Origin of the sequence: Klebsiella sp. CTHL.F3a (genome assembly GCF_019890895.1) — a bacterium.
GTDB classification, from domain to species: Bacteria; Pseudomonadota; Gammaproteobacteria; order Enterobacterales; family Enterobacteriaceae; genus Klebsiella; species Klebsiella grimontii.
Genome location: NZ_CP082360.1, coordinates 1,223,709 through 1,245,454, shown reverse-complemented (window position 1 = coordinate 1,245,454; position 21,746 = coordinate 1,223,709). Strand labels below are relative to the sequence as shown.

Genomic DNA, 21,746 nt, shown 5'->3' with positions numbered 1-21,746 from the left:
TTATTTCAGCGGCGAGTTCTTACGCTCGATGCTGTAGCGCTCCAGCTCTTTGTATGGCACCACTTTGCTTTTCTTCTTGCGCACGTCGACCACGGTCATGCGGTCGGTACAGGAGTAGCACGGGTCGAGGCTGCCGATAATCAGCGGCGCGTCGGAGACGGTATTGCCGCGCAGCATATAGCGCAGGGTCGGCCAGTTGGCGTAGGTCGCCGCCCGGCAGCGCCAGCGGTACAGCTTCTGGTTGTCGCCGGTCATGCTCCAGTGGATATCATCCCCGCGCGGCGCTTCCGAGAAGCCGAGCGCGAAGCGGTGCGGAATATAGGTGAAGCCTTCCACCATCAGCGGGCCGCCCGGCAGGTTATCGAGGCCGAAGTCGATCATGTTCAGCGCGGTGTAAACTTCGTTGATGCGCACCTTGAGGCGCGAGATGACATCGCAGCCCTGCTCGCTGTGCACTTCCATCGGCAACAGGCCGTAGCCGACAAACGGGTGGTCGGCGCGGGTATCACGGGCGTGGCCGCTGGCGCGCACCATCGGGCCAACGTTGCTGAAGTCGCGGGCGATTTGTGGGTCGAGACGACCAATACCCACGGTACGCTGCTCCATATTCGGCGTGCTGAGCAGCATATCCACCAGCTCCTGCACGTCGCGGCGCATCTGCTGCGCCAGCTGGCGGGTCTGGATCATGTCCTCTTTCAGCAGATCGCGACGAATGCCGCCAATCAGGTTCAGGCCGTAGGTTTTACGCGCCCCGGTAAGAATTTCCGCCATCTTCATCGAGGTTTCGCGCACGCGGAAGAATTGCATAAACCCGGAGTCGAAGCCGGTAAAGTGGCAGGCGAGGCCGAGGTTCAGCAGGTGCGAGTGCAGGCGCTCCACCTCCAGCAGAATGGCGCGGATCATTTGCGCGCGCTCCGGCACCACAATGCCCATCGCGTTCTCCACCGAGGTGGTGTAGGCGGTGCTGTGGGCGAAGCCGCAGATACCGCACACGCGGTCCGACAGGAAGGTGACTTCGTTGTAGCCCATCCGGGTTTCCGCCAGCTTTTCCATCCCGCGATGGACGTAGAACAGGCGGTAGTCGGCATCGATAATATTTTCGCCGTCAACGAACAGGCGGAAGTGGCCCGGTTCGTCGGAGGTGACATGCAGCGGGCCAATCGGCACCACGTTGTTTTTCTTGCTGCCCAGCTCGTTGATAAACTCGTAGGTTTCCGCGTCGGTGGTCGGCGCCGGACGCTGGCGGTAGTCCATGCTGTCTTTACGCAGCGGATAGAGTTCATCCGGCCAGTCGTCCGGCAGCACCAGCCGGCGCTCGTCCGGCAGACCGACCGGGATCAGACCGTACATATCGCGCACTTCGCGCTCGCCCCACACGGCGGCAGGCACGCGCGGCGTCACCGACGGATACTCGGGTTTATTGGCGTCCACTTCCACGCGCACGGTGATCCAGCACTTCGTGCCCTGCTCCATCGACAGCACGTAGTAGACGGCGTAGTGGCCGTTGAGCTTGCGTTCGTCGTTGCCGAACAGCACCGACAGCCAGCCGCCCTGCTTGTAGTACAGGAACTCGACCACTTCCGGCAGGTAGTTGACCTTTACCGTGACCGTCAACTGGTCTTTGGTCTGCCAGGCTTCATCCAGCACCACGCCCGGAAAGGCCTGATGCAGCGCGGCGAGATAGTGTTGACCGATTTTTTCTTCAGACATGCTCAAACTCTCTTAAATCACGCCACCAGCAAGGAGACGAAGGCTAAAAAGGCAAAACCAAACCCGGCCCAGGTGACGCGGGAGGTGGCGCAAAAGCGCAGACGCGCCATGCTGTTTTCGAACAGCGCAATCACCAGCACGCCAAGCACCAGCTTGATGACGGCAACCACCAGCGCCAGCAGCAGACCGCCGACGCTAAAGCTGGTCATCTGTCCCCACGGGATAAATACGCCGACGAACATTTGCAGGACCACCAGCTGTTTGAGGCTAATGCCCCACTTCAGCACGCCGAAGCCGCTGCCGCTGTATTCCGAGAGCGGGCCTTCCTGAAGCTCCTGCTCCGCTTCCGCCAGGTCGAACGGCAGCTTGCCCATTTCGATAAAAGTGGCGAAGGCGCAGGCGCACAGCGCCAGAATTAGCGGAAGAGTGCGGGCGACAGGCCAGTGGTAAATGGTGTCGGTGATGCTGCTGATATGGGTGGAACCGGCAACCTGCGCCGCGACCCACAGGCCGAGCAGCAGGATAGGCTCCACCAGCACGCCGAGCATCGCTTCGCGGCTGGCACCGATAGCGGTAAACGGGCTGCCGGTATCAAGGCCGGAAATAGCGAAGAAGAAGCGGGCGATAGCGAACAGGTAGATCAGGGTGATCAGGTCGCCCAGCCCGGACATCGGCGAATCAACGGTCACCACCGGCAGCGCGGTGGCGATGGTCAGCATCACGCCGACCATCACGTACGGCGTCAGGCGGAAGACCCAGCCGGAGGCGTCCGGGCCAACGCTCTGGCGCCCCAGCAGTTTCACGATATCCCGGTACTCCTGCAGCACGCCCGGACCGCGGCGGTTATGCAGACGCGCGCGGGCGACGCGGGTCACCCCGGACAACAGCGGCGCGGCGGCGAACAGCACCAGCGCCTGCAGCAATGCAATTAATACGCTCATTCTCAGGCTCCTCGGGAAATCACAATCACCACCAGTACCGCCAGCTCAACCAGCGCCATGCCGCGAAACAGCGCAGGCGCGGAGGCGCTCTGCCAGCCGGGCACCAGGCGCACCGGATTCAGCCAGTGGCGAAGCTTGAGGATCGGCGCAAAGGCTTCTTTCACCGGCATGGCGAAACCGTGGGCGGTCACCACCATGGATTTCTCATGGTCGTAGCCGCAGACCCAGGCCGCGCCGCGGGAGCGCGCCGGCAGGCGATCGCCCTTAAAGAAGATCATCAGCAGCAGCGGCAGCAGCGGGCAGGCGATCAGCAGAATGGCGATCAGCGGCTGAGACACCACGCTGGAGACCTCCGCCTGCACCGGAAACGCCCCGCTCACCAGCGGCAGCAGCCACGGCGCGGCAACCCCGCCAATCACGCAGCAGACGGCGGCCAGCACCACGCTAAAGGTCATCAGCCCCGGCGCGCAGGTGGCGTTTTCCGCCTCTTTGCTACGCGGCGCGCCGAGGAAGGTGACGCCGTAGACTTTCGCCATACACATCACCGCCAGGGCGCCGGTAATCGCCAGGCCCACCGCCAGCAGCGGTCCGAGCAGGCGGCCAACAAACGCGTCGCCGGTGCTTAGCTTGAAGAAGGACTGATAGATCACCCACTCCCCGGCAAAACCGTTCAGCGGCGGTAGCGCGGCCATCGCCATCAGGCCCACCAGCATGGAGAGCGAAATCAGCGGCATTTTCTTGCCGATGCCGCCGAGCTTCTCGATATCGCGATGGCCGGTACGGAACCACACCGCCCCCGCGCCGAGGAACAGGGTGGTTTTAAACAGGCTATGGTTGATCAGGTGATACATGCCGCCGATAAAACCCAGCACCATCAGGGTCGGGTTATGGGTCGCCACGCCGGTGACGAACGCCCCGAGGCCGAGCAGGATAATGCCGATGTTTTCCAGGGTGTGGTACGCCAGCAGGCGCTGAATATTGTGCTCCATCAGGGCGTATAGTCCGCCGACGAAGGCGGTGATCATGCCCAGCACCAGCAGCATTACCCCCCACCACAGCGGCGGTACGCTACCGGCCAGCGACACCGTCAGGATGCCGTAGAGACCGACTTTCATCACCACCGTGGAAAACAGCGCGGCGGCTGGCGCGCTGGCGCCGGCGTGAGCCTGCGGCGCCCAGCCGTGCAGCGGAATGACCCCAGCCAGCAGCGCAAAACCAACCAGGCCCGGCAGCCACAGCAGCGCGTTCTGCGGCGCCGCCATCGCCTGTTGGGTAATCTGCGCCAGCTCAAGGGTGCCGTAGGACGACCAGACCAGCCAGCAGCTCCACGCCATCAGCAGCGTACCCAGACGCCCCAGCGCAAACCACAGCTTGCCGGACTGCGCGCAGCCGGTAAGAAACGCGGCGCAGAGCGCCATAATCTCCGCCATCACCACCAGCGCGCCGAAGTTCGTCACCACCACCGCGCAGGTCGCAGCGGCCAGCAACAGGTTCACCAGCAGGCCGTTCGCTTTGACCTGCGGATGGCGATGCCAGGCGATATTGAACAGCGAAATCGGCAGCGCCGAGAGGCCGATCGCCAACAGCCACAGCGCGTTGACGCCGCCCGCGCGCAGGGTCAGGTGCAGCATCTGCAGCATACCGCCGCTGACGCGCTCCGGCATCAGCAGCGCCGTTCCGCCCGCCAGCACCAGCATCGCGCTGGCGACCGCGCCGCCGATCCCGGCGATCGCCCCGCTCAGCGGTTTGCGCAGGGCGAACAGAAACGCCAGCACCGCGCTGGCGGCGTACCAGGCCACCGCCTGATTCACTAAGGAAATCACACTCATTTCACGTCCCCTTGTTGCGCCTGGAACAGCGACAGATCGCCGAGATCGGTATTAAAGGTCAGCTGCCGCTTACGCTTGCTGGCCTGGGCGATATCGCGGATATCCACCAGCAGCAGCGCGTTAGTCGGGCAGGTGCGAACGCACGCCGGGCCCTGCTCGTCGAAGTGGCACAGGTCGCATTTGACGGCGATGGCGCGCACGCCCGGCACCCAGTCGAGCAGCGAGCTGACGCGGGCCGGCGCCGGCGGCGCGGCGGGGGCCAGGGGGGTATTGGCGTTAGCCGGCATATCCAGCGGACGGCTGCCGGAAAACTCAATGGCGCCGAACGGACAGGCGATGCCGCACAGCTTGCAGCTTACGCACAGGCTCTCATTGAGCTGCACCGCGCCATCGACGCGATTAATGGCGTTAACCGGGCAGACGGCGGCGCAGGGCGCATCTTCACATTGGTGGCACATCTGCGGCGCGGATTCTTTTTCATTGCGCATTAAATGCAGCCGGGGCATGGCTTGCAGGCCATGCTGGCGGTGAGTCTCAGCGCAGGCGGCTTCGCAGGTGCGACAGCCGATACAGACGGTGGAGTCAGCAATTACAAAACGGTTCACCGGGTCATCCTCAGGTGAAAGTCATTTTTGACGAAAACAGGTTGCGCAGGTGTCAGCTTCGACACTTGTCGACACCTGACGATTAACGGGCCAGCGTCAGGTGGCTTAAATCCACCGGCTGGTCTTGTTCGATAGCCTCGTAGAGACGGTCGTAAACGCTGGCGATAGTCGCCAGATAGTGCTCGAGAACCTGCTCGCGATCGCGGTTGCTGATCCGGCCATCGATAGTGCCATCCGCGCCCAGCGTGGCCTGAGCGATCAGATGCCTGTCGTCGCCGTTTTTGGTTTCCACGTAATACTCGATGGTGTGGCTGTTAAACCCTTCCGCCAGCGCGACGTAGACCTGAAAATGGCCAAACAGTACGAAGCACAGTTCTTTATCCGGCGCGCAGCTCATGGCGTGATGCAGACGCGCTTTCGACAGGGTTATTCCCTGTACCAGCGAGTTGCAATAGGTGTGCCACTGCTCCTGATGCTGGCGGTGACGATCGGCGATGTAGTCCGCCTTTTCACTTAATTCCCAAATAGTCATCCCGGATCCCCCGTTGTATGAGATTCACCGGTTAAGCACTTTTCATGCCAATATTTAATTAGTTGATTTTAAAATAATTTATTAAATACCGGCCGGCAGAAAGACATGTCGATGACGATGTCTGACGCGCGTCATCGACATTTTCGTGACATTACTTGTGACCTGGCATCGTTATTGCATTAAAGGGCCATCGCGATACGGAGGCACCATGCACGAAATCACCCTTAGCCAGCGGGCGCTGGAAATTATCGAACAGCAGGCGCAGCAGGCCGGCGCGCGTCGGGTCACCGGCGTGTGGCTGAAGGTCGGGGCGTTTTCCTGCGTGGAGGCCAGCGCGCTGGCCTTCTGCTTTGAGCTGGTGTGCCGCGGCACGCTGGCGGAAGGCTGCGAGCTGCATATCGCCGAACAACAGGCTGAATGCTGGTGTGAAACCTGCCAGCAGTACGTGCATCTCATCTCGCAGCACGTGCGCCGCTGCCCGCAGTGTCAGAGCGACCGGCTGCAAATCGTGGCGGATGACGGCTTACAGATTCAGCGACTAGAAGTGGAGTAATAAGATTATGTGTACAACCTGCGGCTGCGGTGAAGGCAACCTTTATATAGAAGGCGATGAACATAACCCGCATTCGGCGTTTCGCAGCGCCCCCTTCGCGCCCGCCCCGCGCCGGATGATGAACATTACCGGCGTGAAAACCGATAACTTTTCCCCTACCCGCTCGGCGGTGGGCGACCTGCACTACGGTCACGGCGAGGCGGGTACCCACGCGCCGGGCCAGAGCCAGCGGCGGATGCTGGAAGTGGAAATCGACGTGCTGGATAAAAACAACCGTCTGGCCGCCCGCAACCGCGCGCGCTTCGCCGCTAAAAACCAGCTGGTGCTGAACCTGGTCTCCAGCCCCGGCTCCGGCAAAACTACCCTGCTGACGGAAACCCTGCTGCGGCTGAAAGCGAAAACCGCCTGCGCGGTGATTGAAGGCGATCAGCAAACGGTGAACGACGCCGCGCGCATCCGCGCCACCGGCACACCTGCTATTCAGGTCAACACCGGCAAAGGCTGCCATCTCGACGCGCAAATGATCGCCGACGCCGCGCCGCGCCTGCCGCTGAATGACCGTGGGATCCTGTTTATCGAAAATGTCGGCAACCTGGTGTGCCCGGCGAGCTTTGACCTCGGCGAACGTCATAAAGTGGCAGTACTGTCGGTCACCGAAGGCGAAGACAAACCGCTGAAATATCCGCATATGTTCGCCGCCGCCAGCCTGATGGTGCTTAACAAGATCGACCTGCTGCCGTATCTCAACTTTGACGTGGAGAAGTGTCTGGCCTGCGCCCGCGAGGTGAACCCGGATATTGACATCATCCTGCTCTCCGCCACCAGCGGCGAAGGCATGGACCAGTGGCTTAGCTGGCTGGAGACGCAACAATGTGCATAGGCATTCCCGGACAAATCTGCGCCATTGACGGCAATCTGGCGAAGGTAGAAGTGTGCGGTATTCAGCGCGAAGTCGACCTGACCCTGGTGGGCGCGGTCGACGATCGCGGCCAGCCGCGTCTCGGCCAGTGGGTGCTGGTCCACGTGGGTTTCGCCATGAGCGTCATCAACGAAGCCGAAGCCCGCGACACCCTCGAAGCGCTGCAAAATATGTTTGAAGTCGAGCCGGACGTCGGCGCACTGCTGTACGGCGAGGAGCGGTAAATGCGTTATGTCGATGAATACCGCGCCCCGGAACAGGTGATGCAGCTGGTGGAACATCTCCGGCAGCGCGCGCGCCTTCTACCGCATACCGCCGACCGTCCGCTGCGCATTATGGAAGTGTGCGGCGGCCATACCCACGCCATTTTTAAATTTGGCCTCGACCAGCTGCTGCCGGAAAATATCGAGTTTATTCACGGGCCCGGCTGCCCGGTGTGCGTGCTGCCGATGGGACGCATTGACGCCTGTATCGATATCGCCAGCCGTCCGGGGGTGATTTTCTGCACCTTTGGCGACGCCATGCGCGTGCCGGGAAAAAACGGCTCGCTGCTGCAGGCGAAATCGCGCGGCGCCGACGTCCGCATCGTCTATTCACCGATGGATGCCCTTAAGCTGGCGCAGCAGAACCCCGAGCGTGAAGTAGTGTTCTTCGGACTCGGTTTTGAAACGACGATGCCCGCCACCGCCCTGACCCTGCGTCAGGCCCGCGAGCGCGGCGTCGCCAACTTCTACTTTTTCTGCCAGCACATCACCCTGCTGCCGACCCTGCGCAGCCTGCTCGACCAGCCGGATAACGGTATCGACGCGTTTCTCGCCCCCGGTCACGTCAGCATGGTGATTGGTACCGACGCCTACGGTTTTATCGCCAGCGACTATCATCGTCCTTTGGTGGTGGCAGGATTCGAACCGCTTGATCTACTGCAAGGCGCGGTGATGCTGGTTGAGCAGACAATAGCGCGGCACAGCAACGTGGAGAACCAGTATCGCCGGGTGGTGCCCGATGCGGGCAATCCGCTGGCGCAGTCAGCCATCGCCGAGGTGTTTTGCCTTAGCGGCGATAGCGAGTGGCGCGGGCTGGGGGTGATTAGCGACTCCGGCGTGCATCTGACGACGGCATACCAGCGTTTCGACGCCGAGGCGCATTTCCGCCCGGCGCCGCAGCGGGTCAGCGACGACCCTCGCGCCCGCTGCGGCGAGGTGCTGACCGGCCGCTGTAAGCCGCACCAGTGCCCGTTGTTCGGCAAGACCTGCAACCCGCAGAGCGCGTTCGGCGCGCTGATGGTCTCATCGGAAGGCGCCTGCGCCGCCTGGTATCAATATCGCAGTCAGGAAATCGAAGCATGAAAAGCGTTCAGTTAGCCCACGGTAGCGGCGGTCAGGCGATGCAGCAGCTGATCGGCGACCTGTTTATGCAGGCTTTCGCCAACCCCTGGCTGGCGGAGCAGGAAGATCAGGCGCGTCTCGATCTCGCTCAGCTTAGCGCGCAGGGCGACAGGCTCGCCTTCTCCACCGACAGCTACGTTATCGATCCGCTGTTTTTCCCCGGCGGTAATATCGGCAAGCTGGCGGTGTGCGGTACGGCGAACGATGTAGCGGTGAGCGGCGCGCTGCCGCGCTATCTCTCCTGCGGGTTTATTCTCGAAGAGGGGCTGGAGATGGCCACCCTCGAAGCGGTGGTGAACAGCATGGCGCAGACCGCCCGGGAGGCCGGTATCGCCATTGTTACCGGCGATACCAAAGTGGTGCCGCGCGGGGCGGCGGATAAGCTGTTTATCAATACCGCCGGGATCGGCGTGATCCCCACCGGTATTCGCTGGGGGGCGCAGCAGATTAGCGCCGGCGACGTGCTGCTGGTCAGCGGTACGCTTGGCGATCACGGGGCGACGATTCTTAACCTGCGCGAGCAGATGGGGCTGGACGGCGCGCTGTCCAGCGACTGCGCGGTGCTGACGCCCTTGATTCAGACGCTGCGCGACGTCGCTGGCGTGAAAGCCCTGCGCGATGCCACCCGCGGCGGGGTTAACGCGGTGGCCCACGAGTTCGCCGCCGCCAGCGGCTGCGGGATTGAGCTGCATGAGAATAAGCTGCCGGTGAACGAGACCGTGCGCGGCGTCTGCGAGCTGCTGGGGCTGGACGCGCTTAATTTTGCCAACGAAGGCAAGCTGTTGATCGCCGTCGCCCGCGAGGCGGCGGAAAGCGTACTTGCGCATTTACGGTCCCATCCGTTAGGCCGCGATGCGGCGATAATCGGCGAGGTCGTGCCGCGCGCGGGCGTGCGCTCCATCGGCCTGTACGGCGTCAAACGTACGCTGGATCTTCCTCACGCCGAGCCGCTGCCGAGAATTTGTTAACGGTGCGGGACCCCGGATTGCGGCTAACGCCTTATCCGGGCTACAAAACTGCGCACACCTGTAGCCCGGCTAAGCGCAGCGCGAGCCGGGCAAAACCAGCATGATTATCCCGCCCAAACCCGCGGGCAACCGCGGATGGGTGGACGGCGGTAACAACCGCTTTATAAACAGACTATTATTTGTGTCATCACTTTCTTCTGCGCCGCTTTGCGGCGCTTTTGGACTTAAGCAATGTCGTATACACCGATGGGCGATCTTGGGCAGCAGGGTCTGTTTGATATCACCCGCATTTTATTACAGCAGCCGGATCTGGCCGCGCTGAGCGAGACGCTGACCGGCCTGGTGCAGCAGTCCGCGCTCGCCGACCGGGCGGCGATTATTCTGTGGCATTCCGGCAACCATCGCGCGACAAGGCACGCCTGCGACGATGCCGGACATCCGGTGAGCTACGAAGATGAAACCGTCCTCGCCAACGGCCCGGTTCGACGCCTGCTATCCCGACCGGATGCGCTGCATTGCGATCGCGCCACCTTTGCCGAGACATGGCCGCAGCTCGCCCGAAGCGGACTCTATCCCACCTTTGGCTATTACTGCCTGCTGCCGCTGGCGGCGGAAGGCCGCATCTTCGGCGGCTGCGAATTTATTCGCGACGACAACCGCCCATGGACTGAAAAAGAGTACCAGCGGCTACACACTTTTACGCAAATCGTCGCCGTGGTCACCGAGCAGATCCAGAGCCGGGTCAGCAACAACGTCGATTACGACCTGCTGTGCCACGAGCGCGATAACTTCCGCATCCTCGTGGCGATCACCAACGCCGTGCTCTCGCGGCTGGATATCGACGAGCTGGTCAGCGAAGTGGCCAAAGAGATCCACCGCTACTTCCGCATCGACGCCATCAGCGTGGTGCTGCGCAGCAACCGCAAAGGCAAGCTCAACATCTACTCCACCCACTACCTCGACGCCAGCCATCCGGTGCACGACCAGAGCGAAGTGGATGAAGCCGGCACCCTGACCGAGCGGGTCTTCAAAAGCAAAGAGATGCTGCTGCTCAATCTGCACGAGCATGATCCGCTGGCGCCATACGAAAAAATGCTTTTCGAGATGTGGGATAACAAAATTCAGACCCTGTGCCTGCTGCCGTTAATGTCCGGCAATACCCTGCTCGGGGTGCTAAAGCTGGCGCAGTGCGATGAGAAAGTCTTCACCACCACCAACCTTAAGCTGCTGCGGCAAATCGCCGAGCGCGTCTCGATCGCCATCGACAACGCCCTCGCCTACCGCGAAATTCAGCGCCTGAAAGAGCGGCTGGTCGATGAGAACCTCGCCCTGACCGAACAGCTCAACAACGTGGAGAGCGAGTTTGGCGAAATCATTGGCCGCAGCGAGGCGATGAACAGCGTGCTCAAGCAGGTGGAGATGGTGGCGCAGAGCGACAGCACGGTGCTGATCCTCGGCGAAACCGGCACCGGTAAGGAGCTGATTGCCCGCGCTATTCATAATCTGAGCGGCCGCAATAGCCGGCGGATGGTCAAAATGAACTGCGCGGCGATGCCCGCCGGGCTGCTGGAAAGCGACCTGTTTGGCCACGAGCGCGGCGCTTTCACCGGCGCCAGCGCCCAGCGTATCGGCCGTTTCGAACTGGCGGACAAAAGCTCGCTTTTCCTTGATGAAGTGGGCGATATGCCGGTTGAGCTACAGCCGAAGCTGCTGCGCGTGTTGCAGGAGCAGGAGTTCGAGCGTCTCGGCAGCAATAAGCTGATTCATACCGACGTGCGCCTGATCGCCGCGACCAACCGCGATCTTAAGCAGATGGTCGCCGATCGCGAATTTCGCAGCGATCTCTACTATCGGCTGAACGTTTTTCCGATCCACCTGCCGCCGCTGCGCGAGCGTCCGGACGATATTCCGCTACTGGTGAAGGCCTTCACCTTTAAAATCGCCCGCCGTCTGGGACGCAATATCGACAGCATTCCGGCGGAAACGCTGCGCCTTCTCAGCCGCATGGAGTGGCCGGGCAACGTGCGTGAACTGGAAAACGTCATTGAGCGCGCGGTGCTGCTGACCCGCGGCAGCGTGCTGCAGCTCTCCTTGCCGGAAATGAGCATCGAGCCGGAGCCGCTGGCGGCGGAAGTACTGCCGGAGGAAGGCGAAGATGAATACCAGCTGATTGTCCGGGTGCTGAAAGAGAGCAACGGCGTGGTCGCCGGACCGAAGGGCGCGGCCCAGCGCCTGGGGTTAAAGCGCACTACTCTGCTTTCGCGCATGAAACGCTTGGGTATTCATAAAGACCAGCTGCAGTAGGCACATCTTCAGAACGCTGTTTCATTTTGATTTTAATGAAACAGCGTTCTGTGAGACAACTCGCGTTACCCGCCGCTCATCAATGATAAATAAGCCTTTTCCTTAATGGAGATGCTTATGACGCGTTTACCTCTGGCCGCCGCCATCGCTTTGCTTTTCTCCTCTCAGGCTGCATTTTCCTCTCTGCCCACCTTTTCTGTCTGGCCCGGCGGTGAAGCGCCCGGCGCGAAAAACAGCCCGGCGAGCGAATCGCTGGTGGAGCGCAGCAAAGACCCCTCGCTGCCCGATCGCGCGGTCACCGGCGTTCGCGCTCCGACAATTACCGTTTACGCGCCGGAGAAGCCCAACGGTATCGCGCTGCTGGTGACGCCGGGCGGCTCTTATCAGCGGGTGGTGCTGGATAAAGAGGGCAGCGATCTTGCCCCGGTGTTTAACGCCCGGGGCTATACCCTGTTTGTGATGACCTACCGGATGCCCGCGGACGGTCATGCGGAGGGCAGCGATGCGCCTCTGGCCGATGCCCAGCGCGCGCTGCGTACCCTGCGGGCGCGGGCCGCCGAGTGGCGTATCGACCCGCAAAAAATCGGTATTATGGGCTTTTCCGCCGGCGGACACGTGGCGGCCAGCCTGGAGACCCGTTTTAGCGAACCGGCTTACGCCGCCGTGGATGTTATCGACCAGCAGAGCGCGCGGCCGGATTTCGCGGTGCTCGGCTATCCGGTTATTTCTATGGTTCCGGCGATTGCCCATCCCGGATCGCGCAAGGCGTTGATTGGCGAAACGCCGACGGCAGAGCGGCAGCGTCGTTATTCACCGGAACAGAACGTCACGCCGCAGACGCCGCCGACCTTTATTTTTCACGCGGTGGACGATCCTTCCGTGCCGGTGGATAACGCGCTGGTGATGTTTAACGCCCTGCGCGCGCAGCAGGTGCCGACCGAGCTGCATCTGTTCGCCGAGGGGAAACACGGGTTTGGCATCCGTGGGACAACGGGCCTGCCCGCCGCCGAGTGGCCGCAGCTGGCGATGAACTGGATAGCCTCGCTGGCGGAAATAAAAAAATAGCGCCGATAACCCCCGGCTCGCGGTTGACGCCTTAGCCGGGCTACCTGTCCGCAAACTGCGGTGACCCGTAGCCCCGGTAAGGCGTCAGCCGCCACCGGGGAGATCATCTGAAGCCCCTGTAGGTATGACTTCCCGGAGGCGATACTGCACATCAGTCCGGGCTACAAGTTCGTGTGGTTTGGTAGCCCGGACAGGCGCGCCAAGCGCCGCCTCCGGGGGATTTTGCCGAGCTATTTATCAGAACTGAAGCCGTTGCTGGTCGCCAGTTCGGCAAACCACAGCGCGTTGCGCTTTATCTGCCGCTCTCCGGTTTGCAGGTCGAGCCGCCAGAAACCGTAGCGGCGCTTGAACGAGTTAATCCATGACCAGTTATCGATAAAGGTCCACTGATGCACACCAAAGCAGTTCGCGCCGTCGGCTATCGCGCGGTGCAGCTGCACCAGATGCTCTTCCATCAGGCCGATGCGGAACGAATCGTCAATGACCCCGTCTTCGCCCGGTTCGCCTTCCGACTCAATATCCATCGCAATACCGATTTCCGCGAGGAACCACTTTATATTGCCGTAGTTATCGCGAATATTGGCGGCAATGTCATAAATCGCCTGCGGCAGAATCTCATTATTATCGCGATAAGGATTAAAGCGCCCTTCTGGATTCACATAGTTTTCGAAATAGAACTCCGGGGTGAAATAGTCCAGCGTATAGTCGCTTTCGCGCGCCTTCACCCGCCGCGGAACGTAATAGTTAACCCCGAGAAAATCGACGCGCGATCCGGTAATCAGCTCCACGTCGGCTTTTGTCACCTCAGGCAGGCAGTCGCGCGCGGCCAGAATTTCGCACAACTCTTTCGGGAACTGATGCTTCACTAGCGGATCGAGAAAGCTGCGGTTGAAGAACAGATCCGCATACCACGCCGCTTTTTTATCCTCCGCACTGTCGTTGCGGGTATAGGACGGCGTCAGATTCAGCACCACGCCAATCTCGCTTTCCAGCGCCAGCGCGCGAAACTCGCGCACCGCTTTAGCGTGGGCCAGCATAATGTTAAACGCCACCTGCGCCGCCAGCCTGCCGTCTTTCTTGCAGGGATAGTGGAAGTCGTACAGATAGCCGCCCTCAACCGGCACAATCGGCTCGTTGAAGGTGATCCAGTATTTCACTTTGTGACCAAACAGCTCGAATGCGGTGCGGGCAAAACGCGCGAAGAGATCCGTCACGTGCGCCGACTCAAAGCCGCCGTACTGCTTTTGCAGCGCTTCCGGCATGTCGAAGTGGTAGAGGTTAATCATCGGCTCGATGCCGTTTTCAATCATCTCATCAAGGTAGGCATGATAAAAACGCACCGCGTCCGCATTGGGCGCGCCGGTTTCGAAGTCATCAATCAGCCGCGACCACTGAATCGACGTGCGGAAGGAGTTGAACCCGGTCCGCTTCATCAACGCCACGTCCTGGGGATACTGATGATAGGTGTCGCAAACGGTTTGCGGCCCAATCTGCTGATAAAAACGTTCCGGCTGTTCGGCAAACCAGCTATCCCAAATAGAACGGTGCGGCTTGTTGCTTATCCCTTCCGTTTGCGGGCCGGATGCCGCCGCGCCCCAAAAAAAGCCTTCCGGAAACTGATACCGGGTCATAACGCCTCCTGTAAGTTAAAAAAGGCCGCACCCAACGGGCGCAGCCAATAAGCACTACTCTGCAACCACTTCAATCGATTTGATAAACATGTAGCCCCAGTCGCCGGCGAATTTACCGAAGTCGATGCGGTTATCGCCGGCCTTCAGCTCAACCGGCACCAGCAGCTGCTGGCCCTGTTCATCGGTCTGCGGGAACTCAACCGCGATTGGCGCGCCGTCGTTGACGATAAACGAGTTTTTCTTGCCGCCCCATTTGCCGCTGAACGTCACCCGCAGCTGATACTTGCCGGCCCACGGCGCGGAAACCTGCCAGCTCACCTTATCGCCGTCGTTGGCGAACGGCCCGAGGAAGCCGTCTTCGTCAATCGTCAGCGCGTCTTTCTCGCTTTTCGCCGCCGCAATTTTGCCATCGGTCACGTTCAATACCCCGCCGCCAAAACGGCAGTAGTCGGCGGGGACTTTACCGACGGCTTCCGTCACCGTGACCTTAACGGTTTTGCTGCTTTTGAGCAGACCGTCATCGGCACTAAAGGTCAGCGCGTATTCACCGGGGGCGCTGAACCAGGCGCGGGTTTCGGCTTTATCCGTCGCGCAAAAATGAGCCTGCGCGCTGCCGCCGTTGCTCCAGTTCACCTTTACGTCGCGGTCCGGGAGCCCGTCATCGCGCCAGCTCGCGCTCAGCTGCACGCCCTGATCCTGGCTGGTGGTGAGCCTCTCCGCCAGCGTGACTTCCGGCGCCTGATTCGCCTGAGTATGCTTCACGCTAATCACGTTCGAAGGCGATGAACTGCCGCTCTCGTTTTTAGCGATGACGCGGTAATAGTAGGTATTCCCCAGCCGCAGACTGCGATAGTCATCGCGGAACAGATCCATCGTCTGCGGGTTCCATTCGTTAACGCCGTCGGAAATGTCGCGCCCCACCACCTTCCACGGCCCGGATGCCGAATCGGCGCGCTCAACATCGTAGGCGCGCCCTACCGCCGCCCCCAGCCAGTTGATCGCAAAAGGTGAATCCGTCGCCCGCAGCGTCGGCGCATCCGGCTTCGGCAGCGGCGGCGCTTTCTCCAGCCCGGTCATCTGCGCCGCGGCGGTGCGCACCAGGTCGACCACTTCCATCTCCTGATTGGCCTTACCTTCCACCGGAAAGCCCGGCAGATGGTAGCTGTAGTGGCCGGTGGACTCTTTATGCCAGTAGAAGCCGCCGTCGTGACGATGACCGCGGAAGCCCCAGATTAAACCGCCCGCCGCCTGCGCGCCGTTGACTTCGCTATGGACGATCGACTGCATAATGGCGTTAAGCTGCTGCGCGTCCAGCAGGCCGAATTCGCCCACCATATAGACTTTCTTACCCGCTGCCGCCGTCAGGTCTTTTTTCACCTGATCGGGATGGTTGTTATCGGCATTGGTGTAGTAGTGGTTGCTGACGATATCGACATGGGGATCGTTAAGCGCAAACCCGTTAATTTTCTTGTAGGTGCCATCGACCACCAGCTGATGCGGCGCCCACTTTTTGATCCACGCGGCGGTCTGTTGAAGAAACGCCGCGTTGGTGTCTTCCAGTTCGTTGCCGGTCTCCCAGGCCATAATCGCTTTTTCGTCGTAATAAGGACGACCGGTCACGCTGTTGGTACGGGTGATGACCTGGCGAATCACGTCCAGATAGGCCTTGAAGGTTTTACTGTCGGTACGGTAAAAATCCTCCGGCTTTTCGTAGTAGAACGCCGCCAGCTGCTCGCGACCGCCCCACCACCACCAGTGATCGATAAACGGCAGGATCAGGCGCAGCCCCTGTTTGTCCGCCTCGGCGATCATGTTGTCGTATACCCGCATTGCCTTTTCATTCAGGCGCGGCATGCCGTCGGCGGTTTCCGGGGCCAGAATATGGGTTTCGCGACCGCAGGCCTCGTCAAACGCCTGCTGCACCGAGAGCACGTATACCCGCTGCGCCCTGGCGCCGGTTTGCACCAGCGCCTTAATCCAGTTTTCCTGCTCTTCCGCCGTCGGCCAGCGGAAATATTGCCCCCAGCCGCGCGAGTCGGCCTTGCAGGTACCGCGCGCATCGTCCTCAATACGGTGCAGCTCCGGCGCGTGGATGCCCGCAAAGCGGAAAACCTTGTCGCCGTCTTTTAGCGTCGCACCGTCGCGGGTAATAAAGTGTTCAAAGTGCGAGCGCTCTGCGGCCATCGCTCCTGCGCTTCCCAGCGCCGAAAGCAGCGCGACGAGCATCAGTTTTGTCACCGGCTTAATCATCGTTATCTCTCCTTAGAACCAGACTTCGGCCTGCACGCCAAAGTTCAGCGTGTCGGTGTCGCCGCTGCGCGAGTAGCCGCCTGCGGAAATAGTATTGGTGTCCCAGTTATAGTTGCCGTCTAGCGCGTCGGACACGCCTTTATCCCACTTCGCGTAAGTGACGAAGAAGCGCAGCTGCGGGCGGGTCCAGAAGCCGGAATCAAAGGTCAGGGTCGGCGCGATGGTCACTTTCGTCAGGCCGCCTTTGCCTTTACCGTCCACGCCTTTGTAGTTTTTATCGTCGAGATATTCGTAGCCCAGCTCGTACTGCATGGCGAAGTTTTTGGTGATCTGCTGATACGGGCGGATCCCCGCCACCCAGCTGGTGCGTCCCCAGCCGTTGGCATCTTCCGTCCACCAGCGGTAGTTTTTGTCTTTCTGATAGTAGGCAAACGTGGAGATTTCCCAGTCGCCGAGCGAGGCCATGTTATCCAGCACCACGCGCCAGGACTGGGTATCGTCGAGGTTTGCCCAGCCCCAGCCGTTTTTCCCCAGCGAGTCTCCCGCCGCCAGACCGCGCCCGTACTGGAAGACCACGCGAGAGTAGCCGCCGGTCAGGCCGTAAAAGCCGTCAAAGTTGTAGACGCCGGTCACGCCGTAGCCCTTTTCCGCCGAGGTCGGGTGCTTCTCGTTGCGGTTCATATGATGGCCAATCAGCTCAAGGTCGAAGCCGGTGCCGCCGATCTTTTTCAGCCACAGATTGAGCGAGTAGTCATCCGGATAGCCCTGATCGCCTTTGTCGACCGGGTAGGCTTTGGTTTCGTCGGTTGGCGAGAAGGCGTATACCCCGGCATCGAAGCGCGCGAAGCCGAGATCCATATTGTCGAAGCCCCCGCCGGTGCCGTTGTACTGAATGTACTCCCAGTCGAACTGGTGGCTGGAGGTGTTGGAGCTACTGTAGCGCTTACCGGCCCAGAAGGTCATTTCCGGGGCGAAGTCGAGGTTTGACAGTTCGGCAAAACCTTCACGGAACTGCACATCATGCCCGTCGTCGTCCTGACAGTTCCAGTCGGAGGTGCATTTCGACTGATGGGTAATGTTGGCCTGGACTTTAGCCACCACGCCGCTGTCCGAGGTTAACGTCACCGTCGGGATCAGTTCGATCTTGGTGTCCTCCTCGTTGCCCAGACGCCACTTGCCGTCCGGCATCAGACCAACCGAGTCGGCGCGGTTGCCGTCGGCGTTGGCGAGGATCCCTGAACGGATATAGCCGTGGAGCATAAAATCGTACTTCGGATCGGCGATGGCGCAGTCGCTCATCACCGCAAGGGCGAGTAAAGACAGAGGTATTGAATGATTTAGCCTGATCATTTTTATTCCTTGGTTATTTTTTTATTAACACTGCCTGAGAACGGGAGGAAATTTACGGATCAAAAACGGAAATGTACATCCGTTAACGGAAAGCGCTTTCCGTAATTGCCGGATGAGTTCACAATTTTAACGAGAGCTGGCGAATATTTGTGATGAGGTTCACATAATCTGGCAGATATAAAAAAGCCCACACGCAGCGGGCTGTGGCAGGCAGGCGAAAAGCTTAGCGTTCGGCGTCGGCGAGCTGCCGTTCATAGACCTTGAAGAACGGACGATAGAGCATCCAGGCGTTAAAAATGGCGAACAGGCACATGCAGAGGTTTTTCCAGCTGCCGTTAGCTGACCACGCCGCGCCGAGCGGCGCCGGCATCGACCACGGCAGCATCGCCACCGCCCGATCGAGAATCCCCAGCTGGGTTAAATACCATGCTATACAAGCATTTATCAGCGGAACAAACAGAAACGGCAGCAGAAAGACCGGGTTCATGATAATCGGAAAGCCAAACAGTATCGGCTCATTGATGTTAAACAGCGAGGGTAGCAGGCCAATTTTCCCCACGCTTTTCAGCTGCCGCGAACGGCTGCGCATCGCCATAAACACCAGCGGTAAAGTGGAGCCGATGCCGCCGATCAGCAGGTAAAAATCCCAGAACCCCTGCAGGTAAATATGCGGCAGCGTGGCGGAACCGGCGGCCAGCGCCTGCTGGTTTTCAAACAGATAGGTCATCCAGAACGGGTTCATAATCCCGGTGATAATCAGCGCGCCGTGAATGCCGACAAACCAAAGCAGGTTACAGATAAATAAAGAAATTAATACCGCGGTTAAGGTGTCGGACGCCACCACCAGCGGCCGCACCGCTTCGCTAATCAGCTCCGGTAAAATGCGCCCGGTACTCTGCAGCAGCAGCGCGTTGATGACGCTGATGGAGAGCATCACCACCAGCAGCGGGATCAGCAGTTGAAAGCCGTTGCGGGTCATCACCGGCACCTCTTCCGGCAGGCGGATGCACCAGCCTTTCTTGTAGAAGAAGCGCACGATCTCAATGGAGTAAGTACTTGAAATCAGAGCGGTAAAAATCCCCATCCCGCCGAGGAAAATATTGGTCGCGCCGTTGCCGCGAAAGCCGATAAACAGCAAGAACGCCAGGCAGCCGGTCAGCCCGCAGAGCCGCTCAGGCAGCCGGTACTGCTTGGCAAGACTGGCGCTGGCGCCGAAGGCCACAATCAGCGCCACTAGCCCGATGGTCAGTTCGAAGGTCGGCAGCAGAATGGGCCGTAGCTGGAAATAGAACTGGCCGAAAAACGATGCGCCGTCGATGGAAACGGGCGGAAACAAAATCGGCACCAGCAAACTTCCGACAATCACAAACGGCATCGCCAGCGCAAAGCTGTCGCGCATCGCCGTGATGTGGTTATTGCGCGTCAGAACGTTGGCCAGCGGCGCCAGCCGCTGCTCGATGATATCGACGACAACATTCATCAACTGAATGTTCATAGTCCTGCCTTATAGGAATAGTTTATCGCCAGGATGATCGCGCACTCCCGGATAAAGTAAAAGCCCGCCATAGGTGATCGTTGTCACAATAAATAAATCCACAAAAGGAAAGCGCTTTCCGTTTTATATCCATTATGACTATAGTCGGCGCATCCATCTCATCAGGAGCGATATATGAAAAAGATAATGTTGTGCTGTTCCGCGGGCATGTCCACCAGCCTGCTGGTGAAGAAAATGATCGCCGAAGCCGAGCAGCGCGGTCTGCCGGTGGAGATCAACGCCTTCGGCGTCGCGGAATTCGATCAACAGGTCGGCCATTACCAGGTGGTCCTGCTGGGGCCGCAGGTGAAATACATGCAGAAAGATCTGCAAAAGCAGGCTGATAAATACGGTATCCGCGTGGAACCCATCAACATGATGGATTACGGCATGCAGAAAGGCGGCGCCGTACTCGATTTCGCGCTTTCCCTTATCGATAACAAAAACTAAGGAAAGATCATGAGCTCTCTGTACGCGAAGCTGATCGCCGTGATTGAACAGAAGATCACGCCTATGGCGGGTGCGATTGGCCAGCAAAAATACGTCACCTCCATCCGCGACGGTTTTATTACCGCCCTGCCCTTTATGATCGTCGGATCGTTTTTGCTGGTCTTTATTTTCCCGCCGTTTTCTCCGGATACGACGTGGGGATTTGCCCGCGCCTGGCTGCAATTTTCTCTCGATCATCGCGATGCGCTGATGCTGCCGTTTAACTTCAGCATGGGGGTAATGACGCTGTTTATCGCCGTCGGGATCGCCGCCAGCCTGGCGAAACACCACAATCTGGACTCGCTGACCGCCGGAATGCTGTCGCTGATGTCGTTTCTGCTGGTGGCCGCGCCGCTGAAGGATGGCCAGATCTCCACCGCCTACTTCTCCGGCCAGGGGATCTTCACCGCGATTCTGGTGGCGATTTATTCCACCGAACTGTACGCCTTCCTCAAGCGTCACAACATTACCATTCGTCTGCCGCCGGAAGTCCCGGCGGGCGTGGCGCGCTCGTTTGAAATCCTGATCCCGGTGCTGGCGATCGTGCTGACGCTGCATCCGCTGAATCTGTTTATCGAAGCGCAGCTGGGGATGATTATCCCGGAAGCGATCATGTCGCTGGTGAAACCGCTGGTGGCGGCCTCCGATACCCTACCAGCGATCCTGCTGTCGGTGCTGGTGTGCCAGGTGCTGTGGTTTGCCGGGATCCACGGGGCGCTGATCGTCACCGGGATTATGAATCCGTTCTGGATGGCGAACCTGTCGATCAACCAGGCGGCAATGGCCGCAGGCACCGCGATCCCGCATATCTACGTCCAGGGCTTCTGGGATCACTACCTGCTGATCGGCGGCGTCGGATCCACCCTGCCGCTGGCTTTGATGCTGCTGCGCAGCAAGGCCGTGCACCTGCGAACGATTGGCCGGATGGGCGTGGTGCCGGGCGTATTTAACATCAACGAGCCGATTCTGTTTGGCGCGCCGATCATCATGAACCCGCTATTCTTCCTGCCGTTCGTGCTGGTGCCGATGATCAACGCGACCCTGGCCTACTTTGCGCTGAAGCTGGACCTGGTGAGCCGCGTGGTGTCGATGACGCCGTGGACGACGCCCGCCCCTATCGGCGCCTCGTGGGCGGCGAACTGGAGCTTTAGCCCGGTGATCATGTGCCTGATTTGTATGGCAACGGCGATGGTGATGTACCTGCCGTTCCTCAAGGCCTACGAAAAACAGCTGCTGGAGCAGGAACACGCTAACGCGGCCGCCCAGGCCGAAAGCGCGCCGCAGTCCGCATAATTCATACTATTCAGAGGGTTATCATGGAATTAGAAGAACAGGTGATGGGTATCATCATCAACGCCGGCCAGTCGCGTAGCCTGTGCTACGAAGCGCTGAGCTGCGCTAAAGCGGGGGATTTCGCCGCCGCCGACGAAAAAATGAAAGAAGCGGCGCATTTCGCCCGCGAGGCGCATCGGGTGCAGACCCAGCTGATTGAGGCCGACGAGGGAGAGGGTAAAACCAAAATGACCCTGGTGATGGTTCACGCTCAGGATCATCTGATGACCTCGATTCTGGCGAAAGAGCTGATCGGCGAACTGATCGCCATTTACCGCTCGCGACCGCTGCACGCGTAGAGTTCCTCCTCTCCAGGAGTGAGGAGATGACCTGGCCCGGGTAAGGCGTT

The 21,746-nt window shown here is 60.0% G+C and carries 19 protein-coding genes; 10 read left to right on the top strand and 9 right to left on the bottom strand.

Going from position 1 to position 21,746, the window contains the following annotated elements; genetic code table 11:
- The 5 genes from hycE to hycA form a co-directional block, all read right to left on the bottom strand.
- A complete protein-coding gene (gene hycE, locus K7H21_RS05950) occupies nucleotides 1-1,710 on the bottom strand; it encodes a formate hydrogenlyase subunit HycE (protein ID WP_004124089.1) in 1,710 nt (569 codons plus the stop codon).
- Between the two features lie 17 nt (nucleotides 1,711-1,727).
- Nucleotides 1,728-2,651 carry a respiratory chain complex I subunit 1 family protein gene (locus K7H21_RS05945; protein WP_004124092.1) on the bottom strand — a complete coding sequence of 308 codons (924 nt, stop codon included), beginning with the start codon at nucleotides 2,649-2,651 and terminating at the stop codon, nucleotides 1,728-1,730.
- Between the two features lie 2 nt (nucleotides 2,652-2,653).
- Entirely contained in the window at nucleotides 2,654-4,480 is a 1,827-nt protein-coding gene (hycC, locus tag K7H21_RS05940; protein WP_142470336.1) for a formate hydrogenlyase subunit 3, read from the bottom strand.
- On the bottom strand, nucleotides 4,477-5,085 hold the full coding sequence (locus K7H21_RS05935; RefSeq protein ID WP_004124097.1) for a 4Fe-4S dicluster domain-containing protein: 609 nt from the start codon (nucleotides 5,083-5,085) through the stop codon (nucleotides 4,477-4,479). Before K7H21_RS05935 ends, hycC begins: the two co-directional genes overlap by 4 nt.
- A gap of 82 nt (nucleotides 5,086-5,167) precedes the next feature.
- Nucleotides 5,168-5,617, bottom strand: a complete 450-nt coding sequence (gene hycA, locus K7H21_RS05930) for a formate hydrogenlyase regulator HycA (protein ID WP_004124100.1) — start codon at nucleotides 5,615-5,617, stop codon at nucleotides 5,168-5,170.
- A gap of 208 nt (nucleotides 5,618-5,825) precedes the next feature.
- Between hycA and hypA the strand changes: the two genes are divergently transcribed.
- The 7 genes from hypA to K7H21_RS05895 all read left to right on the top strand — a co-directional run bounded on the left by hypA (nucleotide 5,826) and on the right by K7H21_RS05895 (nucleotide 12,811).
- On the top strand, nucleotides 5,826-6,170 hold the full coding sequence (hypA, locus tag K7H21_RS05925; protein WP_139529008.1) for a hydrogenase maturation nickel metallochaperone HypA: 345 nt from the start codon (nucleotides 5,826-5,828) through the stop codon (nucleotides 6,168-6,170).
- 7 nt (nucleotides 6,171-6,177) lie between these two features.
- Complete coding sequence (hypB, locus tag K7H21_RS05920) at nucleotides 6,178-7,050, top strand: hydrogenase nickel incorporation protein HypB (protein ID WP_004124116.1); 873 nt, start codon at nucleotides 6,178-6,180, stop codon at nucleotides 7,048-7,050.
- Nucleotides 7,041-7,313, top strand: a complete 273-nt coding sequence (locus K7H21_RS05915) for a HypC/HybG/HupF family hydrogenase formation chaperone (protein WP_004104861.1) — start codon at nucleotides 7,041-7,043, stop codon at nucleotides 7,311-7,313. Before hypB ends, K7H21_RS05915 begins: the two co-directional genes overlap by 10 nt.
- A complete protein-coding gene (hypD, locus tag K7H21_RS05910) occupies nucleotides 7,314-8,435 on the top strand; it encodes a hydrogenase formation protein HypD (RefSeq protein ID WP_049113431.1) in 1,122 nt (373 codons plus the stop codon). It begins immediately after the preceding gene.
- Nucleotides 8,432-9,442 (top strand): hydrogenase expression/formation protein HypE, encoded by a 1,011-nt coding sequence (gene hypE, locus K7H21_RS05905; RefSeq protein WP_004124137.1) that lies wholly within the window; start codon nucleotides 8,432-8,434, stop codon nucleotides 9,440-9,442. Before hypD ends, hypE begins: the two co-directional genes overlap by 4 nt.
- Before the next feature lie 231 nt (nucleotides 9,443-9,673).
- Complete coding sequence (gene flhA / locus K7H21_RS05900) at nucleotides 9,674-11,746, top strand: formate hydrogenlyase transcriptional activator FlhA (RefSeq protein ID WP_004124140.1); 2,073 nt, start codon at nucleotides 9,674-9,676, stop codon at nucleotides 11,744-11,746.
- Between the two features lie 117 nt (nucleotides 11,747-11,863).
- Nucleotides 11,864-12,811: an alpha/beta hydrolase gene (locus K7H21_RS05895; protein WP_087829805.1), complete on the top strand. Its 948-nt coding sequence runs from the start codon at nucleotides 11,864-11,866 to the stop codon at nucleotides 12,809-12,811.
- A gap of 230 nt (nucleotides 12,812-13,041) precedes the next feature.
- Here K7H21_RS05895 and K7H21_RS05890 read toward each other — a convergent pair whose 3' ends face one another.
- From K7H21_RS05890 to K7H21_RS05875, 4 genes are all read right to left on the bottom strand, one after another.
- Nucleotides 13,042-14,442 (bottom strand): glycoside hydrolase family 1 protein, encoded by a 1,401-nt coding sequence (locus K7H21_RS05890; protein ID WP_112167325.1) that lies wholly within the window; start codon nucleotides 14,440-14,442, stop codon nucleotides 13,042-13,044.
- A gap of 54 nt (nucleotides 14,443-14,496) precedes the next feature.
- Entirely contained in the window at nucleotides 14,497-16,692 is a 2,196-nt protein-coding gene (locus K7H21_RS05885; protein ID WP_142470338.1) for a CBM35 domain-containing protein, read from the bottom strand.
- A gap of 12 nt (nucleotides 16,693-16,704) precedes the next feature.
- Entirely contained in the window at nucleotides 16,705-18,042 is a 1,338-nt protein-coding gene (locus tag K7H21_RS05880) for a maltoporin (protein ID WP_004124149.1), read from the bottom strand.
- 223 nt (nucleotides 18,043-18,265) lie between these two features.
- Nucleotides 18,266-19,537, bottom strand: a complete 1,272-nt coding sequence (locus tag K7H21_RS05875) for a PTS sugar transporter subunit IIC (protein ID WP_049113211.1) — start codon at nucleotides 19,535-19,537, stop codon at nucleotides 18,266-18,268.
- A 174-nt stretch (nucleotides 19,538-19,711) separates the two neighbouring features.
- On the opposite strand from K7H21_RS05875, the gene K7H21_RS05870 reads away from it, so the two are divergent.
- From K7H21_RS05870 to K7H21_RS05860, 3 genes are read left to right on the top strand one after another with little or no spacing between them, the layout of a single operon-like run.
- Nucleotides 19,712-20,026, top strand: a complete 315-nt coding sequence (locus K7H21_RS05870; protein WP_004104871.1) for a PTS sugar transporter subunit IIB — start codon at nucleotides 19,712-19,714, stop codon at nucleotides 20,024-20,026.
- Nucleotides 20,027-20,035: 9 nt separating this feature from the next.
- Nucleotides 20,036-21,358, top strand: a complete 1,323-nt coding sequence (locus K7H21_RS05865; protein WP_004134311.1) for a PTS cellobiose transporter subunit IIC — start codon at nucleotides 20,036-20,038, stop codon at nucleotides 21,356-21,358.
- Between the two features lie 23 nt (nucleotides 21,359-21,381).
- On the top strand, nucleotides 21,382-21,696 hold the full coding sequence (locus K7H21_RS05860; RefSeq protein WP_004104873.1) for a PTS lactose/cellobiose transporter subunit IIA: 315 nt from the start codon (nucleotides 21,382-21,384) through the stop codon (nucleotides 21,694-21,696).
- Nucleotides 21,697-21,746 lie beyond the last annotated feature (50 nt).

Bases quoted from the DNA above. Each gene is read 5' to 3' on its own strand.
- hycE (WP_004124089.1), bottom strand. From the start codon at position 1,710: ATGTCTGAAGAAAAAATCGGTCAACACTATCTCGCCGCGCTGCATCAG.
- K7H21_RS05945 (WP_004124092.1), bottom strand. From the start codon at position 2,651: ATGAGCGTATTAATTGCATTGCTGCAGGCGCTGGTGCTGTTCGCCGCC.
- hycC (WP_142470336.1), bottom strand. From the start codon at position 4,480: ATGAGTGTGATTTCCTTAGTGAATCAGGCGGTGGCCTGGTACGCCGCC.
- hycA (WP_004124100.1), bottom strand. From the start codon at position 5,617: ATGACTATTTGGGAATTAAGTGAAAAGGCGGACTACATCGCCGATCGT.
- hypA (WP_139529008.1), top strand. From the start codon at position 5,826: ATGCACGAAATCACCCTTAGCCAGCGGGCGCTGGAAATTATCGAACAG.
- hypB (WP_004124116.1), top strand. From the start codon at position 6,178: ATGTGTACAACCTGCGGCTGCGGTGAAGGCAACCTTTATATAGAAGGC.
- K7H21_RS05915 (WP_004104861.1), top strand. From the start codon at position 7,041: ATGTGCATAGGCATTCCCGGACAAATCTGCGCCATTGACGGCAATCTG.
- hypD (WP_049113431.1), top strand. From the start codon at position 7,314: ATGCGTTATGTCGATGAATACCGCGCCCCGGAACAGGTGATGCAGCTG.
- hypE (WP_004124137.1), top strand. From the start codon at position 8,432: ATGAAAAGCGTTCAGTTAGCCCACGGTAGCGGCGGTCAGGCGATGCAG.
- flhA (WP_004124140.1), top strand. From the start codon at position 9,674: ATGTCGTATACACCGATGGGCGATCTTGGGCAGCAGGGTCTGTTTGAT.
- K7H21_RS05895 (WP_087829805.1), top strand. From the start codon at position 11,864: ATGACGCGTTTACCTCTGGCCGCCGCCATCGCTTTGCTTTTCTCCTCT.
- K7H21_RS05890 (WP_112167325.1), bottom strand. From the start codon at position 14,442: ATGACCCGGTATCAGTTTCCGGAAGGCTTTTTTTGGGGCGCGGCGGCA.
- K7H21_RS05885 (WP_142470338.1), bottom strand. From the start codon at position 16,692: ATGATTAAGCCGGTGACAAAACTGATGCTCGTCGCGCTGCTTTCGGCG.
- K7H21_RS05880 (WP_004124149.1), bottom strand. From the start codon at position 18,042: ATGATCAGGCTAAATCATTCAATACCTCTGTCTTTACTCGCCCTTGCG.
- K7H21_RS05875 (WP_049113211.1), bottom strand. From the start codon at position 19,537: ATGAACATTCAGTTGATGAATGTTGTCGTCGATATCATCGAGCAGCGG.
- K7H21_RS05870 (WP_004104871.1), top strand. From the start codon at position 19,712: ATGAAAAAGATAATGTTGTGCTGTTCCGCGGGCATGTCCACCAGCCTG.
- K7H21_RS05865 (WP_004134311.1), top strand. From the start codon at position 20,036: ATGAGCTCTCTGTACGCGAAGCTGATCGCCGTGATTGAACAGAAGATC.
- K7H21_RS05860 (WP_004104873.1), top strand. From the start codon at position 21,382: ATGGAATTAGAAGAACAGGTGATGGGTATCATCATCAACGCCGGCCAG.